Consider the following 23,405-nt stretch of genomic DNA (forward strand, 5'->3'; position numbering starts at 1 on the left):
ACAAATTCATTTACATGGATAACAATATAGCAACGTAATGGCAAATAGCGGCTGAAAGTACCAGCAGATGCCATACTGCATGGGTATACTTGTGTTTATCCCAAAGGTAAAAAATAACGCCGACGGTATACAGTCCTCCTCCTACACATAACAATACGATGACAGGCATAGGCAGCTCAGTGAAAAAACGTTTGCCACCGACTACGAGTATCCAGCCCATGACCAGATAGATCAGCGTGGAAATGATGTCGAAGCGGCCGGTGAAAAACACTTTAAAAATGATGCCTACAGCTGTGAGCCCCCATAATACCGATAACAGGGATATCCCGAACGCGTTGTTCATATATACGAGCAGGAAAGGCGTATAGGTACCGGCTATGAGAAAATAAATACTGATATGATCGAAGATGAGGAATGTTTTTTTGACGGCCGACTCCTGCGATATGTGATAGATGGTCGAGCAGGTAAAAAGCAAAATAAAGCAGAAGCTGTAAATACCTGCACCTACGATGCCAGGTGTGTTGCCATGTGTGGCAGCAATGCTAGTCAATACCGGAAGGCCACTGATGCCGAATACAATACCAATCGCATGTATCAGTCCATTCACGATTTCCTGTTTCCTTGTGTAGCCTGTTGGCGAAGCCGTCATTCCCATGATAAAAAAAATTTACGGACGGATCGTTCATGATCCGTCCGTAAATGTAGGATAATCTACCAAGGCAACGTGATAGAGATTCTCTATAAGATTATTTTTTTATAAAAGAGCTGACCATCTCTCCATTGGTAACGTTGATCACGTCTCCGGTAGCATGGTTATAGAGTTTGCAGCTGAAGCGCATTTTCACTTTAACATAATAGTCAATCATATTAGGCACTTCTTCTGTGCTGATGATGGTAAAGGTACCTCCCGGCTGGCCAGTGGTGCCGTTGAAGCTGTCCCAGGTCTTGCCGTTTTCATCTGTCCAGTTGATGATAATACCATCCGTATATACCTGACCGTTAATCGTAGCGTAGGTATAGTCACCGGGTTTGAAGAAATTTTTGAAATCCTGTTGGGAAGTAGTACGGTAGTTTTTGTAGATCCCTTTGGAGATAACGAGTTCTGTTTTACCCGCGGGCAGCGGAATGTTGGCGTTCCAGGTAATACCTGCGCCCAGCAGCACATCCACGTCGCCAATTACTTCGGCGGTGGCCATGTAGTTGTTATTGTCCGTTGCTTCCTGCGTATAGTCTTTCCCGTTGACCGTCATTTTATAGTAGTATTCCGATGTGGGTACAGGCGAATCCCCTGTAACGGTGAGGGCTACACTACAGGTAGAAGTATAAGCCTGTATAGGGAATGTAAAAACACCTGCCTGTACAGGTATACCTGAAGCCTGCAGGGTAATACGTTGTCTGCCGGTATTGGTAAAATTACCAGAGCCGGTAAAACGCAGGCCATTGACAGTACCTGTGCTCATCGCCCAGATTCCGGGTGTGGTAACGTTAACGGTTATCTGTATTTTTGCATCGTCACCGGTTGGGGTGCCTGTTTTGTAGGAACCGCTCACCGTAGCGTCGGAGCAGCTGCTGCCCTGCTGTACCAGTGCATATACAGCCATACCATCGGAAGGCGACGGCGTAGGGTTGTAAGGCGTGGTCGTTTCCTGGGAGTATTCCTTTCTACACCCTGTCATCAGCAGGGAGGCCGTGAGCAGGAACATTAAAGTCCGGGACAGGCGTATTAATACAGGTGAAATCATCATCGTTGTGTTATTGTACTACTATCGCAAATATATAAACTTAAAATAATAAGATATATCTTTAGTTTTTCTATTTATTTTATTTAAACCGCAGTGAGGAGATGGAGAACGAATTTACGAGAGAAGAATGGGACACTTGTATCAGGGTATTACAGGTATTATCGAGAGACCCGGACCAATCGCCGGACAACATGGTATTAAAAGGTCTGGTGACCAAATTATATAAACGTGCCAAAAAGGACAACAAAGCTGTGGCGGCAGTGGAGGCCATCAATAAAGTAGCGCCGGAGAAGCTGACCCTTCAACGGTTGCAGGCGATTTCCCGCAATCAGGACATCCTGAAGCAGTATGATAAAAAGCTGGTACTTTCCCGGACAACGATGTTCGGTAAGTATCAGTTGCCCGATACCGGTGTCTATACCGACACACAGGAAACGCTGACGCTGGCTTCCACACAACGATGCTATACATGCAGCTGCCATTACAAGCAGGTACATTTTTTTTACCATATGCTTTGCCCGGACTGTGCGGAGCTGAATTTCAACAAACGTATGCAAACTGCCGATCTGCGTGGGCGCGTGGCCGTTATCACCGGTGGCAGGATCAAAATCGGCTATCTTACAGCCCTGCGGATGTTGCGGGACGGGGCCCGCGTGTGGGTGACCACCCGCTTTGCCAAAGATTGCGCCCTTCGTTTCAGTGAAGAACAGGATTTTGCCGAGTGGAGCCACCGGCTGAAGATCGTGGCGCTGGACCTGCGCAACCTGGGACAGGTAAACCAGTTCATTCAGCAGCTCTATGCTGAAGAAACACACCTGGACATCCTCATACATAATGCAGCCCAGACCATCAAACGGCCGGCTGCTTTTTATCAGCATCTGTTTGCCGTGGAGGAAGGTCCGGTTACCGCACTGCCCGAAGCCGTGCGCTCTTGTATTGTGGCAGGAGCACCTTTCCGTTACCTGGGCGATACCTGGGAACAACAACTGCTGCCCGCCGAGATCCACCAGTCTTTTCCGGCTGGCCAGTACGATAAAGACAAACAGCAGGTAGACCTCCGCAGCAGCAACAGCTGGACCATGCGGCTGGAAGAAGTGCCACCCGTAGAGATGCTGGAAACGCAGCTGGTGAATGTCACCGCTCCTTTTATGCTCAACAGCAAACTGAAAACATTACTTAAACAATCTCCCTTCTCCCGGAAATTTATCATCAACGTATCCGCTATGGAAGGGCAGTTTAACCGCGCTTCCAAAACGCCGTTCCATCCACATACCAATATGGCTAAAGCAGCGCTCAACATGATGACCCGCACCGCCGCGCAGGACTATGCGCTGGACGGTATCTTCATGAACAGCGTGGATACCGGATGGATCACACAGGAAAATCCGCATCCCAAAAAGGAACGGCTATACGTAGAAGAAGGATTTGTTCCACCACTCGATGAAACCGACGGCATGGCCCGTATCTACGATCCTATCGTATCCGGCCTTGCCAGTGAAGACATCCCGCTGTTCGGGCATTTCCTGAAAGACTATCAACCTTATGCCTGGTAACTGAATTTAAAATCAATACAAGAAAAATATTTGCATATGCAGAATAATACCGTTGTATGTCCCGTAGATTATGTAAAGACCAGTTTTCCGTTTGACCCGACCGATCTGGACCCGGTGTTGCAGTATCTCAGTAACAATCAGCCCCTGCCCGCCAGTGACCTGGTTTTCCCGGTAGGCACCATCACTGCTGACGGAAGGCTGGACATGTGTAAACAACAACTGGGCGTAGCAGGTATGCAGCTGGTGACCAACGCCCTGCAATACAACACAGAGATCAAACATATATTGATGGGCACCAATGCCTTCGGTAACCCAGGCGCTCAGGCCGTTGCAGATCTCGTGGCTGTCAACAATACCATCGAAACCGTATACCTTGGCTGTAATTATATCGAACAGGCAGGTGCTCAGGCCATCTGCGAAGCGCTGGCCACCAACCAGTCTGTCAAAAGCATCTGGTTCAAAAGAAACCCTATCGGCAGCAACAGCATGGAAAATATTATCCAGCTGCTGCAGCAAAACAATCACCTGCGCACCCTTGATCTGGTAAACACCTGCGCCGGTGATGGTTTCCTCACCCTGTTCGAATACCTGAAAACCAATACTACGGTAGAGCGGTTGTATCTGAGCGGCAACTACCTGACTGCCGATATGATGGAACCACTGAGCGAAATGCTGAAAGTCAACAAACACCTGAGATCCTTATTCCTCAGCGTCAACAACATCGGCGACAAAGGCGTTTCCTATCTGGTACGCGGGCTGCGGCAGAATACAACGCTCGAACAGCTTGGCCTGTCCAGCTGTGGTATTGAAGCCGGTGGCATGCAGCTGTTGCATGATCTGCTTAACACCCACCCCTATCTCAAATGGATAGACCTGGGCTATGCTGCTTCTACCAGGGCACTGAATGGCAAAGCCAATGTACCGGTACATCTTACTCCCATGAAGGATTTTCCGGCACAAGCCGACTATACTCATCCTGACAGTAAAGCTATTAAAAGTGTATATCGTTAAAAGGAAGGAGAATTGTAATACGGCCGGTGAGACTCGAACTCACGCCCCCCATTTGCAGTAGGTGCTCTTCCCCTAAGCTACGGCCTATTACAGGCGCTAAGATAAAAAATTCACCCGTTAATTTCAGAGGGTTGCTTTAGGGCAGCCCTTTTTTTATTACGTGTATACGTGGCCGTAAGTGGGATTGATTAAAGAGAAGTGCAGTAAAAAAATAGTGGAGGAGCAAAGGATTCGAACCTACATCTCCTGCCTAGCTAGCAGGTATTTTTCCAATTAAATTATCCCCCATAAATGCAATAAGACCAGTGAGAATCGAACTCACGTCTCAAGCGTGCAAGGCAGGCGCTCTTCCAGCTGAGCTACAGTCTATTGCGGCGCAAATATATAGGAAAATATTTATTATATAAAATGCAATAAGGCTGGTGAGATTCGAACTCACACTTTCCACTTGACAGGCAGATGTCATTCCATTAGACTACAGCCTATTGCGGCGCAAATATATAAAAAAGTAATGTTTATTTCTGCTGATGATATCCTTTTTCACCATATGGCTGCAGTTCTTCCAGACACATTTTATACAGTGCCTGCACTTCCTTTTTAAAATCTACAGTAGGGTCAGTGGTATCATCCAGCTCTTCTACGATCTCATAGACAAAACACTTTTCTCCCAGCGTATTCCAGTCGGACTGCAGCTCCACATTGGGATGGGTATTAGCCAGCAACTGCATGCGGGGAGAATTCCAGGCTCTGTCGAGATCTGAGCTATAGTGTATCCATATTTTATTGCTGACAGTATTACGTATTTGATAGACGCCCATTCGGAAGGCCATCTGTCGGTAAGCTTCCTTCAGTTCTTTTTTTGATTTCATGCGTGCAGGTCTTTTAACTGATTATCGATAAAAGCATTGGCCGCCTTGAGGAAGGCGGAATAACCGACAGGCATCTGCCGGTTGATATACAGGAGCAGCATGCCGGTTGTTCCGTATAGCAGGGCTGCCTTTTTATGGCTGGCCGCAGCCGGGGTGAGGCTTTTCAAGGCGATGAGATATTTCCATTCTTCCTCGCAGAGGCTGTCCAGAAAACCGGTGATCAGCGGAGCTGTGTCTGGTTGCCTGTTGAGGTCTGACAGCTTCTCCACAAAAAAGAGTTCAAATATGCCGGAGTACTGTATAAAGTATTCGAGATAAGCCAGCAGGATGGCTTTCAGCCTCTTCTCCCCTCTGGGCGCCTTACTGCTGCGTTCTGCCACATAGGCACTGCATTCTTCCTGAAAATCCTGTACACAAAGGAATACCAGGTCTTTCACATCCTTAAAATAGTTGTACAACGTAGCAAAGGAATAGCCTGCCCTTTCCGCGATATTGCGGACACTGACACTTTTTAATCCTTCACTCTTCAGGATCTCTTTGGTGGCATCGATAAAATACCCTCTGATACGCTGTTCCTGAATAGCTTTGTTCTTCATTTTAGATTCCTATTAATAATTTTTAATAGTGCAAATATATTGAACACTGTTCAAAATTTAAAAACTTTTCTGTTCTGATGACGGAAATAGTGGGTCTATTTTCCCGGTAGAATAGCCAGGGATGGGTTAAATTTGCTCCAGGAGCATACTGCCTAAACAAATACATTCCCTGGTCTGTTAACCTGTTATACAGCCATGAACAACTATAAACCCAAACGTATTGTCAGCCGGCTTTTATCCTCAGCGGGTATTACAGTAAATGGGAATAAGCCCTGGGACATCAGCGTTTTCAACGATCATTTTTATACCCGCGTATTACAGGGCGGCTCCCTGGGACTCGGTGAATCCTATATGGAAGGTTACTGGGACTGTGTGCACTTGGATGACTTCTTCTATAAGTTGTTGCGGGCCAACCTGGACAAAAGCATTCGCAGGAGTCTGCGATTAAAGACGGAGATTCTGCTTGCCCGGTTATTTAATTTTCAGCAGCCGGCCAGAGCCATCCGCAATGGCCAGCGGCATTATGATACCGGCAACGACCTTTTCCTCCATATGCTGGACAAGAGGCTTACGTATACCTGCGCTTTCTGGGACAACGCCCATAATCTGGACGAAGCCCAGGAAAACAAGCTGGACCTCTCCTGCCGTAAACTACGGCTGCAGCCCGGTATGCATGTACTGGATATCGGTTGCGGATGGGGAAGTTTTGCCCGTTATGCTGCCGAAAAATATGGTGTGGCTGTTACCGGTGTCACTATTTCCAAAGAGCAGGCAGCGCTGGCACAGGAACGTTGCGCCGGACTGCCCGTCACTATTCGTCTGCAGGACTATCGCATGGTGAATGAAAAATTTGATGCCGTTGTTTCGCTGGGTATGTTTGAACATGTAGGGGCTCACAATTATCCTGAATATATGAGGGTTGCCGACCGCTGCCTGAAAGATGACGGATTATTTCTGCTGCATACCATCGGCGGCAATGAAACATCCGCCTTTACAGATCAATGGCTGAATAAATACATTTTCCCCGGGGCAGCAATTCCCACTATCCGTCAGATAGGACAAGCCATTGAAGGCCTCTTTGTAATGGAGCACTGGGAAAACTTCAGTGTCAATTATGATAAAACGCTGATGGCCTGGTATGAAAACGTCAGTGCCAACTGGGATAAACTAAAAAGCAGGTACGACCAGACTTTTTTCCGTATGTGGAAATATTATCTCTTGTCCTGCGCCGCCTCTTTCCGTGCCCGACACAGCCAGCTCTGGCAGATCGTGTTGTCTAAAGCCGGAGTACCCGGTGGTTATACTTTTAGCCACTAACGCCAAGGCCCGTACGATTTAGCGACCGCTATGGTTTTACAGCCGCCACCAGCAGGAAGATAGGCCTGCGTAACTCATCTTTCATTTCCGGATATTTTTCAAGGACTGATGGAGAAGGCGGTGGCTCCTCCACCTGAGTAATACGAAAACCTGCAGCCAGCAAGCCATTTAGCAATGTAGCCACTGTACGGTGATATTTAATAACATCGTTACCAAGGAACCTTGTCACCCGACGGCCTTCCCCCTGGTAATGATCTACCGGCCAGTGCAGGCGATTGCCAGCCTCATCATAGTACCAGTCCTGTGCCGCTCTTGCAGTAAATACAGGATGCTCTATGGAGAATACAAAACTACCGCCTTCAGCCAGACAGTTAAACACTTTGCGGCAAACAACGTCATAATGTTCCACATAATGCAGCGCGAGTGAACTGATCACCACATCAAATATACCGTCCTCGAATGCGATATCTTCAATAGCCTGCTGCCGGTAAGTAATACCGGGCCCGCTATTCAACTCATGAGCCTTCTCCAGCATTTTCTCCGAGAGGTCAACACCGGTGACGCTCGCAGCCTGCTGCTCCATTACGTAGCGGCAGTGCCAGCCGAAACCACAGCCCAGGTCAAGCACCCGTTTGTTTTGTAAGGGCGGCAACAGTTTGCTGAAAGCCTCCCATTCCCCTGCTGCACTCAATCCTTCAACGGAGCGCAGCATACGGCTATAGTTAGCAAAAAAGCCAGGATCATCGTATTTATTCTCTTTCATAACATATCGTTTATAGCTGATCCCAGGGAATAACATCATAGGTGCGGTCCAGCAGAGAAGTGAGCGCAGACGGGTCTTTGTCAAACTGATGCTGATTGATCCGGGTGATGATTCCCCTGTGATGGATGGAATTGGTATAAAAAGCAGCCTTGTATTCGTTGAGTTGCGACAGTAAGATATTCCGATGAATAACAGGCACGCCTGTATTCCAGAGTCCTTCGGTGAGGAGCTGAATCATGATACCAGGTAAGGCAGGCGCAGCGGGCAGTATCACGGAATGGCCGTCATAGAATCCGATGTTCCAGACAGACCCCTCCGAAATGTGCTGATGCTGATTGACATATAATACGTCATCATAGCCTGCCGCGCGGGCTTCGCGCTGGTAGGCCAGTATACCAGACAAGATACCGCTGTATTTCACGTCCGGCATCAGGCGCTGGAAACGGGCGGTCATCACCTGTAGCGGGGCTACTGCCGGCTCTACCGGCGGTTTTTTGGTGATGAGCACGTACAGGTCGTTTTCGTATATGCCAGGCCGTTGGTAGTCGGGCGTAAAAATATTGATACGGATAGTGCAGGATTCATTTTCTCCGATGATATTTTTGAGATAAGCGATGATTTTGTCATCGGGGAGATGACAACCGAACAGCTTGTCACTGCTCTTCTGCAGCCTGTCGAGATGCAGGCGGAGACCTTTTACCTGCCGGTTTCGTATCTGCATGGACGTAAAATGTCCGTATGATAATGCCATCATCAGCGGCAGATCAGCTGTTTCCAGGCTTCTGCCATTGATTTCCTGAACGAAGGTGTGATCCATAGGCTATGTTTCCTGATAAAGCTAAATAATCTTTATCAATTGCAGTGCAGTCGCGGGGGGCTTGCGTTTTTAAAAAGATTTTGATACTTTAGCGCCGACAAACCAGCCAAACCATATTGTGAGCAGGGGGATACACTTTATCTGATGAAGGGCAGTCAATATAATGAAAGGGAGATCGTTGCCCGTATAGCCAAAGGTGATGAATCTGCATTTGCTGTCTTTTTTCGCCATCATTACCAGAAAATTTACGAAGTAGGACTGATGCTGACGCAAACGGAATCCGTTGCGGAAGAGCTGGTGCAGGATGTTTTTCTGAAAGTATGGAAGCAGCAGGAACAGCTGCCTGCTATCACGGACATTCCATCCTGGCTGTTTATCATTGCCCGCAATGATGCCTACAAGGCGTTGCGGCGCAGCACCCGTCTGAAGGTGGTCCTGGAAACGCTGGAGTGGCCGCTGCCAGTGTCCAATGAAACAGACGAGCAGATCATTTATCGCAACTACCATGAACTGGTAAACAAAGCGGTGAGCCAGCTTCCTGCCCGTCAGCAGATGGCCTGGCGCCTTAGCCGTGAAGAAGGCCTCAAACGCGAGGAAATAGCCAGCCGTATGCAGATCCGGCCAGACACGGTAAAGGAACACCTGACCCTTGCCGTAAAAAATATCCGTCAATTTCTGGAAACACAAGACGCCCTGCTGATAGGCGCTGAAGTCATCTTCCTCTGGAGTATTCATTCCCTCAATTAATTTTTTTTTTAAGACACCCCCCAAAACTTCCGTCACCAGGATCTTTATTATAATGACGGGCAATACCACCAACCATTTTATCCGTCAACAGCTTATATGGACCAAAATCGACTGGAATATTTATTCAGCAGGTATACTGCCGGCCATGCCACGCCCGAAGAGCTCAGGGAATTTGATGCCATGGTGCAAGTACCGGACAATGAAACAGCCTTAAAAGAAAATATTGACCGATTACTGTATAACGCAAGCGGAAGCGCTTCCATGCCGGAAAGCGCTATCCAGGCAACGTTACAACATATTACCGGGAAACATGCGCCTTCATCCATTGTGCGTTATCTCCGCAACTGGTGGGCAGCTGCAGCCGTTATTGTATTACTGGGCTGCAGTCTCTACCTGCTGAAAACACCGAAAACAACCACGGTACCGCTGGCCGACAAAGCACCTGGCACCGACAAAGCCGTGCTGACCCTCGCCGATGGCACCACCATACAGCTGGACAGCAGCGGCCACCAGGTTATCGGTCAACAGCAGACAGCCATCCGGCAGTCCGGCGGACAACTGCAATACACTGTACTGCACCCCGCTGCCAGCACCGGTTATAATACACTGACTACCCCCTGTGGCGGACAGTTCAGGGTGATACTGCCGGACGGCACCACCGTATGGCTGAATACCGCTTCCTCTCTGCGTTACCCAACTGCCTTTACCGGCACCGACAGGACCGTAGAGCTGCAGGGTGAAGCCTATTTTGAAGTAGCTGCTAACCCTTCCCTGCCCTTCCGGGTGAAAACAGCCGGACAGGAAATACAGGTGCTGGGTACCAGTTTTAACATGAACGCCTATACGAATGAGGACTATACCGTCACCACACTGGTGACAGGCCGCGTAAAAGCCACGGCTCCGGGCACTCCTGAAGGGGTGGTGCTGGCGCCCGGCCAACAGGCTATCACCGCCCACAGCGGCAATGCCCGCATTGCGGTAGGTAGCACCAACGCCGCAGACGCCATTGCATGGAAAAACGGGCTTTTCCTGTTTGACAATGCCAGCCTGGAAACTGTCATGCGTTGCCTGGAACGCTGGTATGATGTTACCGTAAAATATGAAGTCACACCGGATATACACTACACCGGGCAGATCGCCAGAAACCAGCCACTGTCCATAGTAATCGCTATGCTGGAACAAACCGGCAGCGCCCGGTTCCGCCTGATCAGGGCCGAACAGGGACATCAAACAAAAGATATGATCATCATCCTACAATAAACGGCAAGGAGGGCCACACCATGATATTAAATTAATACGAAACAAAAACAGCTAGACGACGACATCCACCATTAAAAAACCGGAAACGTTGGCGCGTTCCCGGTACATGAAGGATCAACCAAACCTGGACCAGGCTTGCATTCCGGAACCAGGTAATGATAATAGTTTATTACAAACCATCATCGTAAATCCAAACGACACGAAGATATGAGAGAAAGTTTATTCTCCCAAGGGGGATTATTGCCCCTATGTATACCAGTACCAACAACCAAATCTCTGTCAGATCCCACCACCAGCCTGTCTGACATGCGATATCTAAAAAAAGTTTTACTCATGATGAAACTTACAGGAGTACTCTTGCTCGCCCTATGCCTGCAAGTAAGTGCCAGGGTCTATTCCCAGAAGGTGACACTCACGGAGCGCAACGTTCCGGTACAGCAAATATTCAGTAGTATTCGCCAACAAACAGGGTTCATGTTTCTTTACAGTAATGAAACCCTTAAAAACACACATACCGTTTCTGCACAACTGACTGACGTGCCGCTGAAAGATGCGCTGGACCATATCACCAGTAACCAGCCTATCACCTACAGCATTGAAGACAATAATACCATTCTGATCAAACCTAAGCCAGTGACCACAGTAACGGCTCCTGCCCTTATTGCTCTCAGCGGAACCGTAACCGATAGTAAAGGGCAACCGCTCATCGGGGTAACCGTAAAAGCAAAAGGTTCTGCTGCAGGCGCCATCACCAACGAACAGGGCTACTGGTCGCTGCAGGCTCCAGACAATACCACTGTGCTTGTATTTTCCTTCATCGGTTATATGAACCATGAAGAGCCTATCAAGGGTAGAAGCAATATACATGTAGTGTTGAAACAGGAAGACAAAACCATGAGCGAAGTAGTGGTAACCGGCTACCAGAAGGTAGAACGGCGCTCGCTCACCTCTTCCATCACTTCTCTTAAAACGGAAAATCTCAAAACCATCAACCAGCCCAGCATCGACAAACTGCTGCAGGGACAGGTACCCGGTATGGTAGTAATGAGCACTTCCGGTGCACCGGGAGCGGTACCACAGATCCGTATCCGCGGTACATCCACCATCAGTGGAAACACACAGCCTTTATGGGTAGTAGACGGTATCATCCTCGATGATCCTATCAACGCCTCCGTAGACGATATTATGACCAACCGTAACCTGATAGCCTCTGGTATCGGCGGTATCAACGTAGAAGATATCGAGTCTATCAACGTGCTGAAAGATGCGGCGGCCACCGCTATCTACGGTACCAAAGCAGCGAACGGCGTTATCGTGCTGACCTCCAAAAAAGGCCAGGCTGGTAAAACAAGGATTAACTATTCCAGTTTTGCGACGCTCAATATGCGTCCCCGTATCGAAGACGCCTATATGATGAATTCTCAGGAGAGAATCGGTGTAGACCTGGAAATGATGCGCCGGGGCGTACTCACCGCCAGCTCCCCCCGCATCGGTGAATACGGTACTGCCACCGACTTTGAACGTTATCTCATAGATGTACATGACCGTAAACTCAGCTGGGCCGACTTCGAGAAAAAAGTCAACCAGCTGGAACAGGTAAACACCGACTGGTTTCAATACCTCTTCCGCAACGGCTTCACACATCGTCAGAACCTTAATATCTCCGGCGGTAATGAAAAAACCACTTTCTATCTCTCCGGCAGCTATATGGATGAACAAGCCACTGCAAAGCAGACAGGCATGAAAACCTATACCGCCTCATTGAAAGTATATACCAAACTGCATCCTACACTGCGTGTAGGTGGTATCCTGGATTTTAACCGCCGTGACAACAGTAGCTTTTTTGCCGCCGACTCCCGTGAAAACCCTTACGAATGGGCCATTTACACCACCCGTGCCCAGAATGCCTATGATGAAAACGGTAACTACAACTACCTGTATTACAATGGCATCAAATACAACTTCATGGAAAACCGTGACTATGGCTGGCGTAATTCCAAAAACTTCGGCATCAGAGGTACGGTAGATCTGGAGTGGAAGCCCCTGAATCCGCTGATCTTCAGCAGCCTCATTTCCTTTGCCAACCAGAACACTACCGATGAAGATATCGCCACCGAAAACAGCTACTTCGTTAAAAGAAGACAGCAGGATGTTTACACCATCATCGATTATGTAGGTGTTCAGCTGTGGAATGAAGGCGGTTACCGCAAAGGCAGAAACAATAACAACAACTCCATCACACTTCGTAACCAGGTGTCCTATATGCCGGTACTCAATGCCAATCACCGTTTTGATGTGATGGCCGGACAGGAAATCAGGACTTCCAAATATGAAGAAGAAGCAACGGAAATCTATGGTTATGTGCATGACCGCGGAAGACAGCAGATGCCACAGTTTGCACTGATGCAGAAACTGGGTGTTCCCTACTGGACTGAAAACCTCAACCAGCAGGCATCTGTGTCTTATTACGGTACTACAGGCTATACCTTCAAAAACAGATATACCGTAAGTTTCAACGCCCGTACAGATGGCTCCAACCGCTTTGGTCTCAAAACCAACCAGCTGTTCCAGCCACTGTGGGCCGTAGGTGCCAACTACCAGCTGAAAGAAGAACCTTTCTTCGCCAACAAGGACTGGTTGAGTTATCTCACTGTACGCGCTTCCTATGGCAGCCAGGGTAACGTAGCTGCACAGGCCTATTCAGATATTGTGGCCACTATCGGTAAGCCCGATCAGGCCAACAAGGACAACTTCCTGGTGATCAATGCACCTAAGAACCCCAACCTGAAATGGGAGAAAAACTATACCACCAACGTGGCGCTGGAGCTGGGTCTCTGGAAACGCCGTTTCATGGTGACTTTGGAATACTATAACAAAAAAGGTGTAGATCTGCTCGGCAACAAACGTGTATCACAGGTATCCGGCTTCAACACCATTCAGGTGAACTGGGCTTCTATGAGAAACAGTGGTGTGGAAGTAACTTTCAACACCATCAACATCGACACCAAAAACTTCCGCTGGTCTACCAACCTCAATGCAGGTTACAATAAAAACGAAGTGCTGGACGTATACTCTCTGCCTACCGTGTATAGCCTGACCAATGCCCAGAGAAGCAATTACGGCGACGCAGCAATGATCGGCAAGCCGATCAACGGATTGTGGTCTTATCGTTTTGCAGGCCTCAATCAGGACGGACATGCCACCTTCTATACCAACAAACCCGGAGAAACCGTATCCAATGGTATGCGTAGCCTCGACGGGCTGGTATATTCCGGTACGACTATGCCATTAGTACAGGGCGGCTTCACCAACACTTTCTCTTATAAAAAATTCACTTTATCAGCACTGTTCATCGGCAGTTTCGGCAACGTAATCCGTTTACGCAACCTCTCTACCGGTATACTCTTCAATTATCCTGAAGCTTCTCAGAACCTGTCTGCCGAATGGGCCAACAGATGGCAGCAGCCGGGTGATGAACTTAAAACCAACATTCCCCGCCTGGAATCAGAGATGAACATCGGCGGCCTCTCCGATTCACGGCCTTACAACGGAGAAATGTATGACAACAGCGACCTCAGAACAGTAAAAGGAGATTTTGTGCGTCTGCAGAACCTCTCCCTCAGCTACGATCTGTACAGCCCCCGTCTGCGTAAAAGCGGCATTCAGAATATGCGGTTCATGCTGCAGGGCAACAACCTGCATGTATGGAAAAACAGCGCACTCAAAGGGCAGGATCCGGAAGCGACCGGCTCTGTGATGCGGTACAGCGACACCAGATCAGCCAATGTATCATTTGGTAATACTTACCTGCCTCTGCCACGCTCCTATTCATTCTCCTTTTCCTTACAGTTTTAAACAGATGTATGATGAAATATAGATATCTCACACCATTACTGCTGTTTTCGTTTATCCTTGCCAGTTGCAATAAAATGCTGGACATTAAACCGGTGAACCGGATGGTGCCGGTGAGCATTGCCGATTATGAGTCTGTACTGCTGGGCGGTTATCCCCGCGCCGACTTCTTCATCAAAACAGAATTGATGACAGACAACGTATATGCCAACCTGGCCACTACTACCAATCCGACGAAAGAGCTGGAGCTATGGTTTACCTGGGCACCTTCCAAAGTACCGGACGGCCAGGAGAACGATCCTTACTGGGGCCAACTGTACTCGTCTATCTTTTATGCCAACACCGTGCTGGACAACTTCAGCGAGCGCAAGCCGGCCAGTGATGAAACAGCACTCTACGAAACTGTAAAAGGAGAAGCATATGCCCTGCGGGCTTTTGCGTACTTCTATCTGGCCAACTATTATGCAGAACCTTACAGTCAGGCTACGCTTAAAGCTCCGGGCGTGCCCATGCCCCTGAGTGCAAAAGATGTACATCAAAATACACAAAACAATGTGCGGGAGCCATTGGAGAAAGTATACAAACAGATACTGGCCGATATAGACCAGGCATCCACACTGCTGGCAGGTAAAAAGAGCATCAACAAATTCAGGTTTGATCTCAGTGCAGTACAGGCCTTGCGCGCCCGGGTACTATTCTTCACGGGCGAATATGAAAAGGCCATTGCTGCAGCCACTGATGTGATCGTGACCAAACCCCTCTCGGACATGAACAGCATGCAGGCACGCATCGATGAAAAGGGTAACGTTAACGCTTTCACGGGCAACATAGGTGTTATAGACGGTGACTACAAAAATGAAGTGCTGTTTTTTACCGGAGGCAGCGCCAATACCAACATCTACTACCATACCATGAATATGTTTAAACCTGCTCCGGAACTGCTGGCCCTCTGTATGCGTCCCAACGGAGGCAGCGACTACCGCCGGTACATATTCGCCACCTTCTATGATCCTACGACATCGGAAGGCAAGCAGTCCGGGCCCACCTTGTACAACATGTACGCCAAGCAGGAAAATCCCAGCTACTATATCGGACTTAAAGTCAGCGAAGCATATGTTATCCGTGCAGAAGCTTATGCACGGCTGAAACAGAAAGATAAGGCCATCACCGACCTTAACACGCTGTTGACACGCCGTATCAAAAGAGGTGAGTTTGTGCCGTTGCAGGCAGGTGACTTTACAGATGAAAGTCTGCTGCAACGTATCCTGGAAGAACGTCGCGTAGAACTGGCTTTTGATGCAGGTCTCCGCTGGATGGACCTGAGAAGACTGGGTAAACCAGCGCTGACACATGTGTACAAAAACGGGCAGCTCTATCAGCTGAAACAGAACGACAACCGTTATCTGCTACAGATACCACTGTCTGAATTGAACAACAGCCCTGAAATGCAGCCTAATCCCTGATATTAATTAAAATCAAACATGATGAAACCAATATATGCTTCTCTGTTAGTACTGGCAGCCCTCTTCGGAGGAGGCTGCTCCAAAGAACCCCAGCCCGGGTTCACAGCCGATCTGGGTATCGCAAAAAACTATACGCCGCCTGCAGATGCGCCTGCTGAGGTAAAAGAGATGTTTAACCGTTATGATGTTTGGATACGCATGGACTTCAATGACTGGAAGGAAGTCACCAACGGTGTCCTGGGTACCGATCCTATCAACCGCTGGGGTGCGGGTAAAATTGATGATGACCAGCGAAGCAGCGCCATTATGTATTCGCAGGCTTTATTATCCAATGTGTCGGAGAAATTTGCAAAGACCTTTTTCCCGATGGAAATATTTTTTGTGAAGACTTACAGAGGCAGTTTCTGGGCCGCAGACCTTATCAACTTCGGCCGCAGCAGGCTGATTGTATGCTGGCCCAATCATCTGATAGGCGCTTTACCGGTAACCGATCCTGCTAACCATTACTATATGGACTCTACGCTGACCCGTGCTATATGGAGTGCGCTGGGACCCATGGTAGCCGGCAGAATGGCAACTCCCATCTCCGAATTTGTATTGGCGGGCAAAGCCTATGATAATGGCGAAGCCCTGGACAAGATCTTCAAACAATACGAAAAAGACAGGGATCAGGATGCACTTAACAAGTCCCGTGATGAAGTAGCCCGCAACGGCGGCTTTATCACCATCGGCGGTAGTACCAACTTCGATGTAGACTTCGGCGAATGGATGAAATTACTCGTCACCGAATCGTACGATAACATCAAAACACAATATCTGGACAACAGCCCTGCCCGCGCCAGGAAGTATGAAGTGATCGTGAAGTTCTTCAACAGCTACGGCTGGGACATCCAGAAGTGCGGTAACTATTACCGTCAAAGACTGGGCAACTAATCAAAGCATGGGAACAAAGACATTTTAGAATAGAAAACCAACTGACAATATGAAAAAAGCAACGCTCGCAGCAGCCTGTATGCTGCCACTGATGGCGGTGGCCCAGGAAAGCCCTTACACCATCAATGGAACTGTAGGTAAAGACAACATCTACCAGAAAGCCTATCTGTACAGCAGCAACAGCAAGGGAAGAATCATTGATTCCGCTGTTATCACCAATGGCAGTTTCACTTTTACCGGTAAAACAGATATCGCCTCCAGGGCTTTCCTGTTTACCGGTAATACCCTTGCCAGCTCCTATACCGCCAACCGTCTGGTGTTTTACCTGGAAAAAGGTACTATCCTTATCAACAGTGCCGACTCCATCCTGAACGCTACTATCAAGGGTGGCGCAGCCAACACTGTTCATCAGCAATACAAAAAAGCATCTCAGGATGTCAACAAAAAATCAGATGAGCTGAGCGAGAAATACTATGCCATGACGCCTGCAGAAAGAGAGCAGGAAGCCTTTAAAAAGCAGTACCAGGCAGAGAATAAAGCCATCGACCAGGCGCAGCAGAAAGTGCTGGCCACTTTTGTAAAAGCCCATCCCAAGACCAGCGTAAGCCTCGATGCCATCACCGAATGGGCAGGCTACGATCCGGATCCGGAAAAAGTGACGCCAGTGTTCAACCTGTTATCAGCTGATATCCGCGGCAGCAAAGCCGGCAAACAGTTTGCCGACCACCTGGAGACACAGCGCAAAACAGCTATTGGCGTTATGGCGCCAGTATTCACTCAGAATGATACCCTCGGCAATCCCGTATCCCTGAAGGATTTCAGAGGTAAGTATGTACTGGTAGATTTCTGGGCCAGCTGGTGCGGTCCCTGCCGCAAGGAAAACCCTAATGTGGTAGCCGCCTTCCAGCAGTTTAAAGACAAAAACTTCACCATCCTGGGCGTATCCCTCGATAATGAAAATGGCAAATCTTTCTGGATGCAGGCTATCCATGATGATGGACTGCTGTGGACACAGGTATCAGACCTGAAAGGCTGGAAAAATGAAGCCGCTAAAATGTACGGAGTACAAGGTATTCCGGCCAATTTCCTCATCGGCCCCGATGGGAAAATAGTCGCCAAAAATCTCCGTGCCGAAGCACTGGAGAAAAAGCTGGCATCACTGCTGCAATAAACTTTCATCAGGGCTGATCATATGATCGGCCCTGATTTTTTTAAAGCGCTAGCTAATATCGGTTAGCCGGATAGTGTATTTACCATAAATTTTCCTTTGTGTCTATCATTCGTATATCCTATAGCGTTAATGTTTTCTAAAGGTAAATATCTTAAATTTAAGTACATCAAATTTGCTGTTATGTCTGGTTCCGGTTTCGACTTTCAGCATGTCACCAACCAGGTGCCTGTGCTGGAAAACTACAATACCTTCACTACCCATCCACATCTGCACCAAGCGCTGCAAGCCTATGGAGGTGATGCAGCCATTGAGAGGGCCATACAGCTGGGGCGCCTCATGGGCAGCCACGACTTCCAGGAAGCCGGTAATCTGGCCAATAAATACACGCCGGTATTGCATACCCACGACCGTTTCGGTAACCGCCTTGATACCGTCACCTATCACCCTGCCTATCATCAGATGATGGCCACTGCTATCCAGCATCAGGTACATTCTATCGCCTGGACTGCGCCGCAGGGCGGTTATCTGGCCCATAGCGTACTCTCCTATCTCAAACAACAGATAGACGAAGGGAGCAGTTGCCCCTTGACCATGACCTTTGCAGTAGTGCCCTCTTTGAAAATATCTCCCGATATCGCCGAAGAATGGCTGCCCCTCGTTCTTTCCAACACCTATGACGAAAGGCATATTCCTTACTACGACAAAAGAGGTGTCACCTTCGGCATGGCTATGACCGAACCCCAGGGCGGCAGCGATGTACGCGCCAACATCACCCATGCCCATGCCGTAAGCCCCGGCATCTACCGCATCACCGGCCGCAAATGGTTCTGCAGCGCCCCCATGAGCGATGCCTTCCTTGTACTGGCACAGGCTCCTAAAGGTCTCAGCTGCTTTCTCGTTCCCCGCTTCACCCCTGAAGGCAATAAAAACCAGCTCCGCTTTCAACGTCTCAAAGATAAGCTGGGCAACAGGTCCAACGCCTCCGGTGAAGTGGAGTTTCACGAAGCCTGGGGAAGAATTATTGGTGAAGAAGGTCGCGGTATCGCCAATATCATGGAAATGGTACGTCATACCCGCCTCGACTGCGCCGTAGGTTCAGCCGCCACCATGCAACGCGCCCTGGCAGAAGCCATCCACCACTGCCGCCATAGAAGCGCCTTCGGCCGCAAACTGGCAGACCAGCCCCTCATGAAAAATGTACTGGCAGACTTATGCCTCGAATCAGCCGCAGCCACCACCCTCGCCATGCGCCTCGCCCAAAGCTTCGATGAAGCTACTACCGACGAAACAGCCCTGCACTTCTCCCGCATCACCACCGCCATAGGTAAATTCTGGAATACCAAAAGGGCCGTCCTCGCCATGGGCGAAATACTCGAATGCCTCGGCGGCAACGGCTACGTAGAAGAATCCATCCTCCCCCGCCTCTACCGCGACATACCTGTCAACGCCATATGGGAAGGCTCCGGCAATATCCAGGCCCTCGACGTACTCCGCGCCATGCATAAAGAACCTCAAAGCATGGACGCCCTCATGCAATACTTTCAACGCGCCAAAGGTCAACATCCCATTCTTAATCAACACCTCCAAAAAATACAGCAACTCCTCCACCAACCCGCCGACTATGAACTCAAAGCTCGTATCATCACCGAAAAAATGGCCCTCGCCATACAAGCGATAGAACTAATACATACCGCACCTGCACTTGGAGAACTGTTCTGCAAGGCAAGACTGGCTACAGAAGGGCACCTCACCTGGGGTACACTGGAAGATGGGAAAGGGCTGGATGAGGTGATAGCAGGGGTGTATACAGAGGAGGTTTCGATTCCTTAGTAGGCGATTAAAGCAAATAGATACGGTAATCCTTATACTAATATTTAAAATTCATCTTTGTACGATTAAAGCCGGTTCAATGGCAGACAGTTTGTAATCGACTGGATATTTCAATTCATCTTGTACGATTAAAGCGCATTACGCAAAAGACCTTGGCACCCGGATGGTGAAATTTCAATTCATCCTTGTACGATTAAAGCCCTCATAACCAAGAAACATATCTCTTTAATCATCAAATATCCAAGATCTCCATTCACCAATCCCCATCTTTAAAAGTCGTCGATGCGAGGTAATAAGATTTACCCCGAACATCGACGACCACAGTTAACACTAAATAATCAAACAATGCTGAATCACATCCACTCTGTTACAACTACAACCTATCGACGACTAACTAACAATAAAAGGCACAAACAATGGACAAAAGCAAATCACACTGGAATTTTCCAATGTCTTTGGGGGTACAAAAAAATGAACCGGAAAAAATATCGTATTGCTACATTTGTTCTAATGGCTAATATTTTTACAATTTGAGTTCCTGTAAGACTGTCTATAGGTCAGCAGCAGCCTTAACCGGAACACTTTTTATCTCTCTGAGAATCTACCGATCTCGTCCATAAAACGTGGTACAATCAAAAAAGTACTATCCTCGTAAAAAGATTTTTTCTGCATACGGCAGACTTCACATTCTGAACACTATAAGCCAACATAGGGACGGTATTGTTGGGCGTTTACCAATGGTCTGCCTTTACAAAAGAAAAACAGTAGATGAGGAAAACCCCTCACAGGAAAACATGGAAGGATAAGGGATAACCTTAACTCCCACAAACTAGATAATTTTATTGCAATGTGAATCCTTCCAAATACCAACCTTCCCACAAACCACTACACCTCCTTATAACAACCATAAGCCTCTTCATACCTTGACAGATCACATTCCAGGGCCTTACGGTCCCAGCGGCTTGTATTGGCGGCAGCTTCGTAGGTAGACTGTAAAAAGGCCATCAATGCCTCGTCAGGGTTATCAGCCTGCTGCACTATATCGTAAGGTAACATAAACTCTCCCATCTCTTGGCTGTAGAAGGCTCCTGCCGGCTGTACAGGTTGTGTACCAAAATCAGGAGCAGCCGGATAGGCATAGGAATAAAAACAAGCCTGCGGATATTGCTCATTACCTGGCCAGAAGCCACAGGAGCTTACTTCTTTGGAGTACGCTTCCTGCATAACAATAGTAGGCATATTGGGTGCAGCTCCTGTATGCTCAGGTGCATCCCTCCCTGAAAACCGCGTTACGGCCAGATCAAAAGCACCCCAGAAAAAATGAACAGGACTGCATTTACCGGTGAAGCGTGCGCGGAAACGGGTCAGTACATTATGCATCCTAACCAGCGCCAGCCAGAAATTCTCCATCTGATGCTGATCGTAAGACTGATGCAGTTCGTCTTCGTTAAACGGAATAGCGCCGGGAATTTCGCTGGGCACGGGATAAATCGGGACATCTATATTCAGCGACTGCAATTTTTCAAACAAAGTGGCATAAAAATCAGCCACTGTTCTGGGTCTTAGCCCCAGAGCTTCCCGGTCGCCGTTGCTGGTGACAATCACCAGCTGGTGATGAACAAAATCAAAATCTATCTGAAAGATACCATCCTGGTAAGGCATACTTCCTGTACCAAGCCCATACGGATTTACATAAAGTGTGACATGCCAGGAATGGTTCAGCCAGGGCATCGTCCGGAGGCGGATCTTGCCCACTATCTGTGTCCACAGATGTACAGTAGCCAGCGTATCTTTCCAGTCTTCAAACTTGATGACCGGCCATTGGCCGGATGTTAAAACAGTGTGCTGCATAGTTGACCTTGATGTTCAACAATGATAACACCCGAGCAGGAAGAAGGGTTTTACAGATACTTCCCGATGAGATTATTTTTCCTGACGATATAGGTTACCCACCAGCTGCATATTACCGACACCAGCGTGGTGATCAGGAATTTGGGCCATGCCGGCAACGATACATTCAGTAGAAGATACTGACACCAGATCACAAAAATGTAATGCACCAGGTAGATACCATAGGCATTGGCCGACAGTGACTGCCACCATCTGCCGCTGTAGTTCAGCAGACGCTTAAATGTAGTCAGCAATGCGATACAGCTGAAAGTGCAGGATAATGTCCAAATAGATCTGTATATCAGCGTGGCCTGTTGCAGGCTTAATTCCTCCCGCTTCAGCATGCCGGTCAGTGGCGCCTCGCTCAACTTGAGTGCAGTATATACTCCTAAAGCGGCCAGCAGCCAGCACCACCATCTCTTCACAAAAGCTGCCCCTTCGGCAAATAATCCGTGACTCACACCCGGCGCCCCTATGAGTATACCCAGGAAAAAATAGCCGAAATACAACAGTACCCTGCCCACCTGAAAATCAAACGGACCGATGCCTGTCCAGTACCCCGGATCTACTTTCAGCGCCATGGGCACATACAACACCCACGTGAAGAGATACCAAAACAACAGCAGTTTTACCGGATGTTGTCCCAGCATTGCCAATCCTGTACTCCATTGTATGATACGATCCTTTAACAGCGGGAAGATAATGACCACAACAAGATTAAACACAAACAACACCCAGATAAACCAGGGTGGTCCTACCGGCCACGCCTCTACGGTAAAAAAGTCTGTTACATACGCCTTGAGATTATGCGTGCCATGGGCGAGATAATAAGAGGGATAATGCGCACAGAGCATCAACACGGTCACCCCTACCACGAAAGGAATAAACAATCTGTAAAAACGGTCACGTACAAAAACAGCGGCCCCTTTGTTCAGCAGGCTCCGGTACACAAAAATGCCACTGATTAAAAACATCAGTGACATAAAAAACACATCATTAAAATCCTCGAAGATATCCAGTCCACGGCTTCTTGCAGCATCCACCATAGGATGGGTGGAGCGGATATAAGCATCCTTATCAAAATAGGCAAAGGTAGTATAGGCCAGGGAGGAATGATGGGCTACCACTAATACGGTAATGAATGTACGTAAATTATCTATCCAACTGGTTCGCTTGTCCATGGCTTATTTTCAGTGTAATTAAAGATCACAGGGATAAAGATAACAGGTTCCAGGCAGCATGTCTTTCCGCCCATCAATTTATTTGTACAAATTCGCCCTTAGATTGTCGTGTTCTCCCCTCCTCCTTTTCTGAAGGCCGTTATAATTTTGTTGCTGTTACTGATGGCGCCTCTTTCCAATATGAGACTGGCCGTATTACCAGGGACTACACATACAAGCATTATGTTCAAACTACAATGGCTGATTCCAATGATGGAGGATTTTTTATCCAGTAATGCCATCGTTTCCGGATTCTGATAATCATCTTCACTTGATAAAAAGCCTCCAAAAGCGTTTTTTTTATGCGTTAGCATGTAAACAGCAATAAAAAAACGGTTGTAAATCCTGCGACCTACAACCGTTAACGTTAT

At 48.2% G+C, this 23,405-nt stretch carries 19 protein-coding genes and 4 tRNA genes; 10 read left to right on the forward strand and 13 right to left on the reverse strand.

The annotated features are described in order from the left end of the window. Nucleotides 1-10 precede the first annotated feature (10 nt). Entirely contained in the window at nt 11-655 is a 645-nt protein-coding gene (trhA, locus tag DF182_RS31665) for a PAQR family membrane homeostasis protein TrhA (protein ID WP_211327331.1), read from the reverse strand. Between the two features lie 91 nt (nt 656-746). Further along, the gene (locus tag DF182_RS31670) at nt 747-1,745 is read right to left on the reverse strand and encodes a hypothetical protein (RefSeq protein ID WP_113619919.1); all 999 of its coding nucleotides are present in this window, start codon (nt 1,743-1,745) and stop codon (nt 747-749) included. Nucleotides 1,746-1,843: 98 nt separating this feature from the next. Between DF182_RS31670 and DF182_RS31675 the strand changes: the two genes are divergently transcribed. Both DF182_RS31675 and DF182_RS31680 read left to right on the forward strand, forming a co-directional pair. Continuing rightward, on the forward strand, nt 1,844-3,295 hold the full coding sequence (locus DF182_RS31675; protein WP_113619920.1) for an SDR family NAD(P)-dependent oxidoreductase: 1,452 nt from the start codon (nt 1,844-1,846) through the stop codon (nt 3,293-3,295). Between the two features lie 36 nt (nt 3,296-3,331). Then, nucleotides 3,332-4,306 carry a leucine-rich repeat domain-containing protein gene (locus tag DF182_RS31680; RefSeq protein WP_113619921.1) on the forward strand — a complete coding sequence of 325 codons (975 nt, stop codon included), beginning with the start codon at nt 3,332-3,334 and terminating at the stop codon, nt 4,304-4,306. Between the two features lie 18 nt (nt 4,307-4,324). Here the strand turns inward: DF182_RS31680 and DF182_RS31685 are convergent. The 6 genes from DF182_RS31685 to DF182_RS31710 all read right to left on the reverse strand — a co-directional run bounded on the left by DF182_RS31685 (nt 4,325) and on the right by DF182_RS31710 (nt 5,771). Then, nucleotides 4,325-4,391 (reverse strand) — tRNA-OTHER (locus DF182_RS31685). A 129-nt stretch (nt 4,392-4,520) separates the two neighbouring features. Next, a tRNA-Ser gene (locus DF182_RS31690) sits at nt 4,521-4,594 on the reverse strand. A gap of 9 nt (nt 4,595-4,603) precedes the next feature. Next, nucleotides 4,604-4,674 (reverse strand) — tRNA-Ala (locus DF182_RS31695). A gap of 46 nt (nt 4,675-4,720) precedes the next feature. After that, nucleotides 4,721-4,790: transfer RNA gene (locus tag DF182_RS31700), tRNA-Asp, on the reverse strand. Between the two features lie 31 nt (nt 4,791-4,821). Further along, nucleotides 4,822-5,175: a GIY-YIG nuclease family protein gene (locus DF182_RS31705; protein ID WP_113619922.1), complete on the reverse strand. Its 354-nt coding sequence runs from the start codon at nt 5,173-5,175 to the stop codon at nt 4,822-4,824. After that, nucleotides 5,172-5,771, reverse strand: a complete 600-nt coding sequence (locus DF182_RS31710) for a TetR/AcrR family transcriptional regulator (RefSeq protein ID WP_113619923.1) — start codon at nt 5,769-5,771, stop codon at nt 5,172-5,174. The genes DF182_RS31705 and DF182_RS31710 overlap by 4 nt, the downstream gene beginning before the upstream one ends. A gap of 195 nt (nt 5,772-5,966) precedes the next feature. Between DF182_RS31710 and cfa the strand changes: the two genes are divergently transcribed. After that, the gene (cfa, locus tag DF182_RS31715) at nt 5,967-7,088 is read left to right on the forward strand and encodes a cyclopropane fatty acyl phospholipid synthase (RefSeq protein ID WP_113619924.1); all 1,122 of its coding nucleotides are present in this window, start codon (nt 5,967-5,969) and stop codon (nt 7,086-7,088) included. Nucleotides 7,089-7,116: 28 nt separating this feature from the next. Here the strand turns inward: cfa and DF182_RS31720 are convergent, their stop codons facing one another. Next, nucleotides 7,117-7,851: a class I SAM-dependent methyltransferase gene (locus DF182_RS31720; protein ID WP_113619925.1), complete on the reverse strand. Its 735-nt coding sequence runs from the start codon at nt 7,849-7,851 to the stop codon at nt 7,117-7,119. Between the two features lie 10 nt (nt 7,852-7,861). After that, nucleotides 7,862-8,668, reverse strand: a complete 807-nt coding sequence (locus tag DF182_RS31725; RefSeq protein ID WP_113619926.1) for an aminotransferase class IV — start codon at nt 8,666-8,668, stop codon at nt 7,862-7,864. A 144-nt stretch (nt 8,669-8,812) separates the two neighbouring features. Between DF182_RS31725 and DF182_RS31730 the strand changes: the two genes are divergently transcribed. The 7 genes from DF182_RS31730 (at nt 8,813) to DF182_RS31760 (ending at nt 19,924) form a co-directional block, all read left to right on the forward strand. Further along, a complete protein-coding gene (locus tag DF182_RS31730; RefSeq protein WP_113619927.1) occupies nt 8,813-9,415 on the forward strand; it encodes an RNA polymerase sigma factor in 603 nt (200 codons plus the stop codon). A 96-nt stretch (nt 9,416-9,511) separates the two neighbouring features. Further along, a complete protein-coding gene (locus tag DF182_RS31735) occupies nt 9,512-10,675 on the forward strand; it encodes a FecR family protein (RefSeq protein WP_113619928.1) in 1,164 nt (387 codons plus the stop codon). Nucleotides 10,676-11,008: 333 nt separating this feature from the next. Next, a complete protein-coding gene (locus DF182_RS31740; protein WP_161964342.1) occupies nt 11,009-14,530 on the forward strand; it encodes a SusC/RagA family TonB-linked outer membrane protein in 3,522 nt (1,173 codons plus the stop codon). An 8-nt stretch (nt 14,531-14,538) separates the two neighbouring features. Then, nucleotides 14,539-15,990, forward strand: a complete 1,452-nt coding sequence (locus tag DF182_RS31745; protein WP_113619930.1) for a RagB/SusD family nutrient uptake outer membrane protein — start codon at nt 14,539-14,541, stop codon at nt 15,988-15,990. An 18-nt stretch (nt 15,991-16,008) separates the two neighbouring features. Further along, on the forward strand, nt 16,009-16,923 hold the full coding sequence (locus DF182_RS31750; protein ID WP_147243613.1) for a zinc-binding metallopeptidase: 915 nt from the start codon (nt 16,009-16,011) through the stop codon (nt 16,921-16,923). A gap of 49 nt (nt 16,924-16,972) precedes the next feature. Beyond that, on the forward strand, nt 16,973-18,094 hold the full coding sequence (locus tag DF182_RS31755) for a TlpA disulfide reductase family protein (RefSeq protein WP_113619932.1): 1,122 nt from the start codon (nt 16,973-16,975) through the stop codon (nt 18,092-18,094). A gap of 180 nt (nt 18,095-18,274) precedes the next feature. Continuing rightward, on the forward strand, nt 18,275-19,924 hold the full coding sequence (locus DF182_RS31760) for an acyl-CoA dehydrogenase family protein (protein ID WP_113619997.1): 1,650 nt from the start codon (nt 18,275-18,277) through the stop codon (nt 19,922-19,924). An 885-nt stretch (nt 19,925-20,809) separates the two neighbouring features. On the opposite strand, the gene DF182_RS31765 is transcribed toward DF182_RS31760, so the two are convergent. The 3 genes from DF182_RS31765 to DF182_RS31775 all read right to left on the reverse strand — a co-directional run bounded on the left by DF182_RS31765 (nt 20,810) and on the right by DF182_RS31775 (nt 23,348). Next, entirely contained in the window at nt 20,810-21,775 is a 966-nt protein-coding gene (locus tag DF182_RS31765; protein WP_113619933.1) for a DUF5996 family protein, read from the reverse strand. A 50-nt stretch (nt 21,776-21,825) separates the two neighbouring features. Continuing rightward, nucleotides 21,826-22,995, reverse strand: a complete 1,170-nt coding sequence (locus tag DF182_RS31770; RefSeq protein ID WP_113619934.1) for an acyltransferase family protein — start codon at nt 22,993-22,995, stop codon at nt 21,826-21,828. A gap of 98 nt (nt 22,996-23,093) precedes the next feature. Continuing rightward, nucleotides 23,094-23,348 carry a hypothetical protein gene (locus DF182_RS31775; RefSeq protein ID WP_113619935.1) on the reverse strand — a complete coding sequence of 85 codons (255 nt, stop codon included), beginning with the start codon at nt 23,346-23,348 and terminating at the stop codon, nt 23,094-23,096. Between the last annotated feature and the right edge of the window lie 57 nt (nt 23,349-23,405).

Origin of the sequence: Chitinophaga flava (assembly GCF_003308995.1) — a bacterium.
Lineage (GTDB): Bacteria > Bacteroidota > Bacteroidia > Chitinophagales > Chitinophagaceae > Chitinophaga > Chitinophaga flava.

Excerpts from the sequence above, each read along its gene's own strand:
- trhA (WP_211327331.1), bottom strand. The coding sequence starts at position 655 with ATGGGAATGACGGCTTCGCCAACAGGCTACACAAGGAAACAGGAAATC.
- DF182_RS31670 (WP_113619919.1), bottom strand. The coding sequence starts at position 1,745 with ATGATGATTTCACCTGTATTAATACGCCTGTCCCGGACTTTAATGTTC.
- DF182_RS31675 (WP_113619920.1), top strand. The coding sequence starts at position 1,844 with ATGGAGAACGAATTTACGAGAGAAGAATGGGACACTTGTATCAGGGTA.
- DF182_RS31680 (WP_113619921.1), top strand. The coding sequence starts at position 3,332 with ATGCAGAATAATACCGTTGTATGTCCCGTAGATTATGTAAAGACCAGT.
- DF182_RS31705 (WP_113619922.1), bottom strand. The coding sequence starts at position 5,175 with ATGAAATCAAAAAAAGAACTGAAGGAAGCTTACCGACAGATGGCCTTC.
- DF182_RS31710 (WP_113619923.1), bottom strand. The coding sequence starts at position 5,771 with ATGAAGAACAAAGCTATTCAGGAACAGCGTATCAGAGGGTATTTTATC.
- cfa (WP_113619924.1), top strand. The coding sequence starts at position 5,967 with ATGAACAACTATAAACCCAAACGTATTGTCAGCCGGCTTTTATCCTCA.
- DF182_RS31720 (WP_113619925.1), bottom strand. The coding sequence starts at position 7,851 with ATGAAAGAGAATAAATACGATGATCCTGGCTTTTTTGCTAACTATAGC.
- DF182_RS31725 (WP_113619926.1), bottom strand. The coding sequence starts at position 8,668 with ATGGATCACACCTTCGTTCAGGAAATCAATGGCAGAAGCCTGGAAACA.
- DF182_RS31730 (WP_113619927.1), top strand. The coding sequence starts at position 8,813 with ATGAAGGGCAGTCAATATAATGAAAGGGAGATCGTTGCCCGTATAGCC.
- DF182_RS31735 (WP_113619928.1), top strand. The coding sequence starts at position 9,512 with ATGGACCAAAATCGACTGGAATATTTATTCAGCAGGTATACTGCCGGC.
- DF182_RS31740 (WP_161964342.1), top strand. The coding sequence starts at position 11,009 with ATGATGAAACTTACAGGAGTACTCTTGCTCGCCCTATGCCTGCAAGTA.
- DF182_RS31745 (WP_113619930.1), top strand. The coding sequence starts at position 14,539 with ATGATGAAATATAGATATCTCACACCATTACTGCTGTTTTCGTTTATC.
- DF182_RS31750 (WP_147243613.1), top strand. The coding sequence starts at position 16,009 with ATGATGAAACCAATATATGCTTCTCTGTTAGTACTGGCAGCCCTCTTC.
- DF182_RS31755 (WP_113619932.1), top strand. The coding sequence starts at position 16,973 with ATGAAAAAAGCAACGCTCGCAGCAGCCTGTATGCTGCCACTGATGGCG.
- DF182_RS31760 (WP_113619997.1), top strand. The coding sequence starts at position 18,275 with ATGTCTGGTTCCGGTTTCGACTTTCAGCATGTCACCAACCAGGTGCCT.
- DF182_RS31765 (WP_113619933.1), bottom strand. The coding sequence starts at position 21,775 with ATGCAGCACACTGTTTTAACATCCGGCCAATGGCCGGTCATCAAGTTT.
- DF182_RS31770 (WP_113619934.1), bottom strand. The coding sequence starts at position 22,995 with ATGGACAAGCGAACCAGTTGGATAGATAATTTACGTACATTCATTACC.
- DF182_RS31775 (WP_113619935.1), bottom strand. The coding sequence starts at position 23,348 with ATGCTAACGCATAAAAAAAACGCTTTTGGAGGCTTTTTATCAAGTGAA.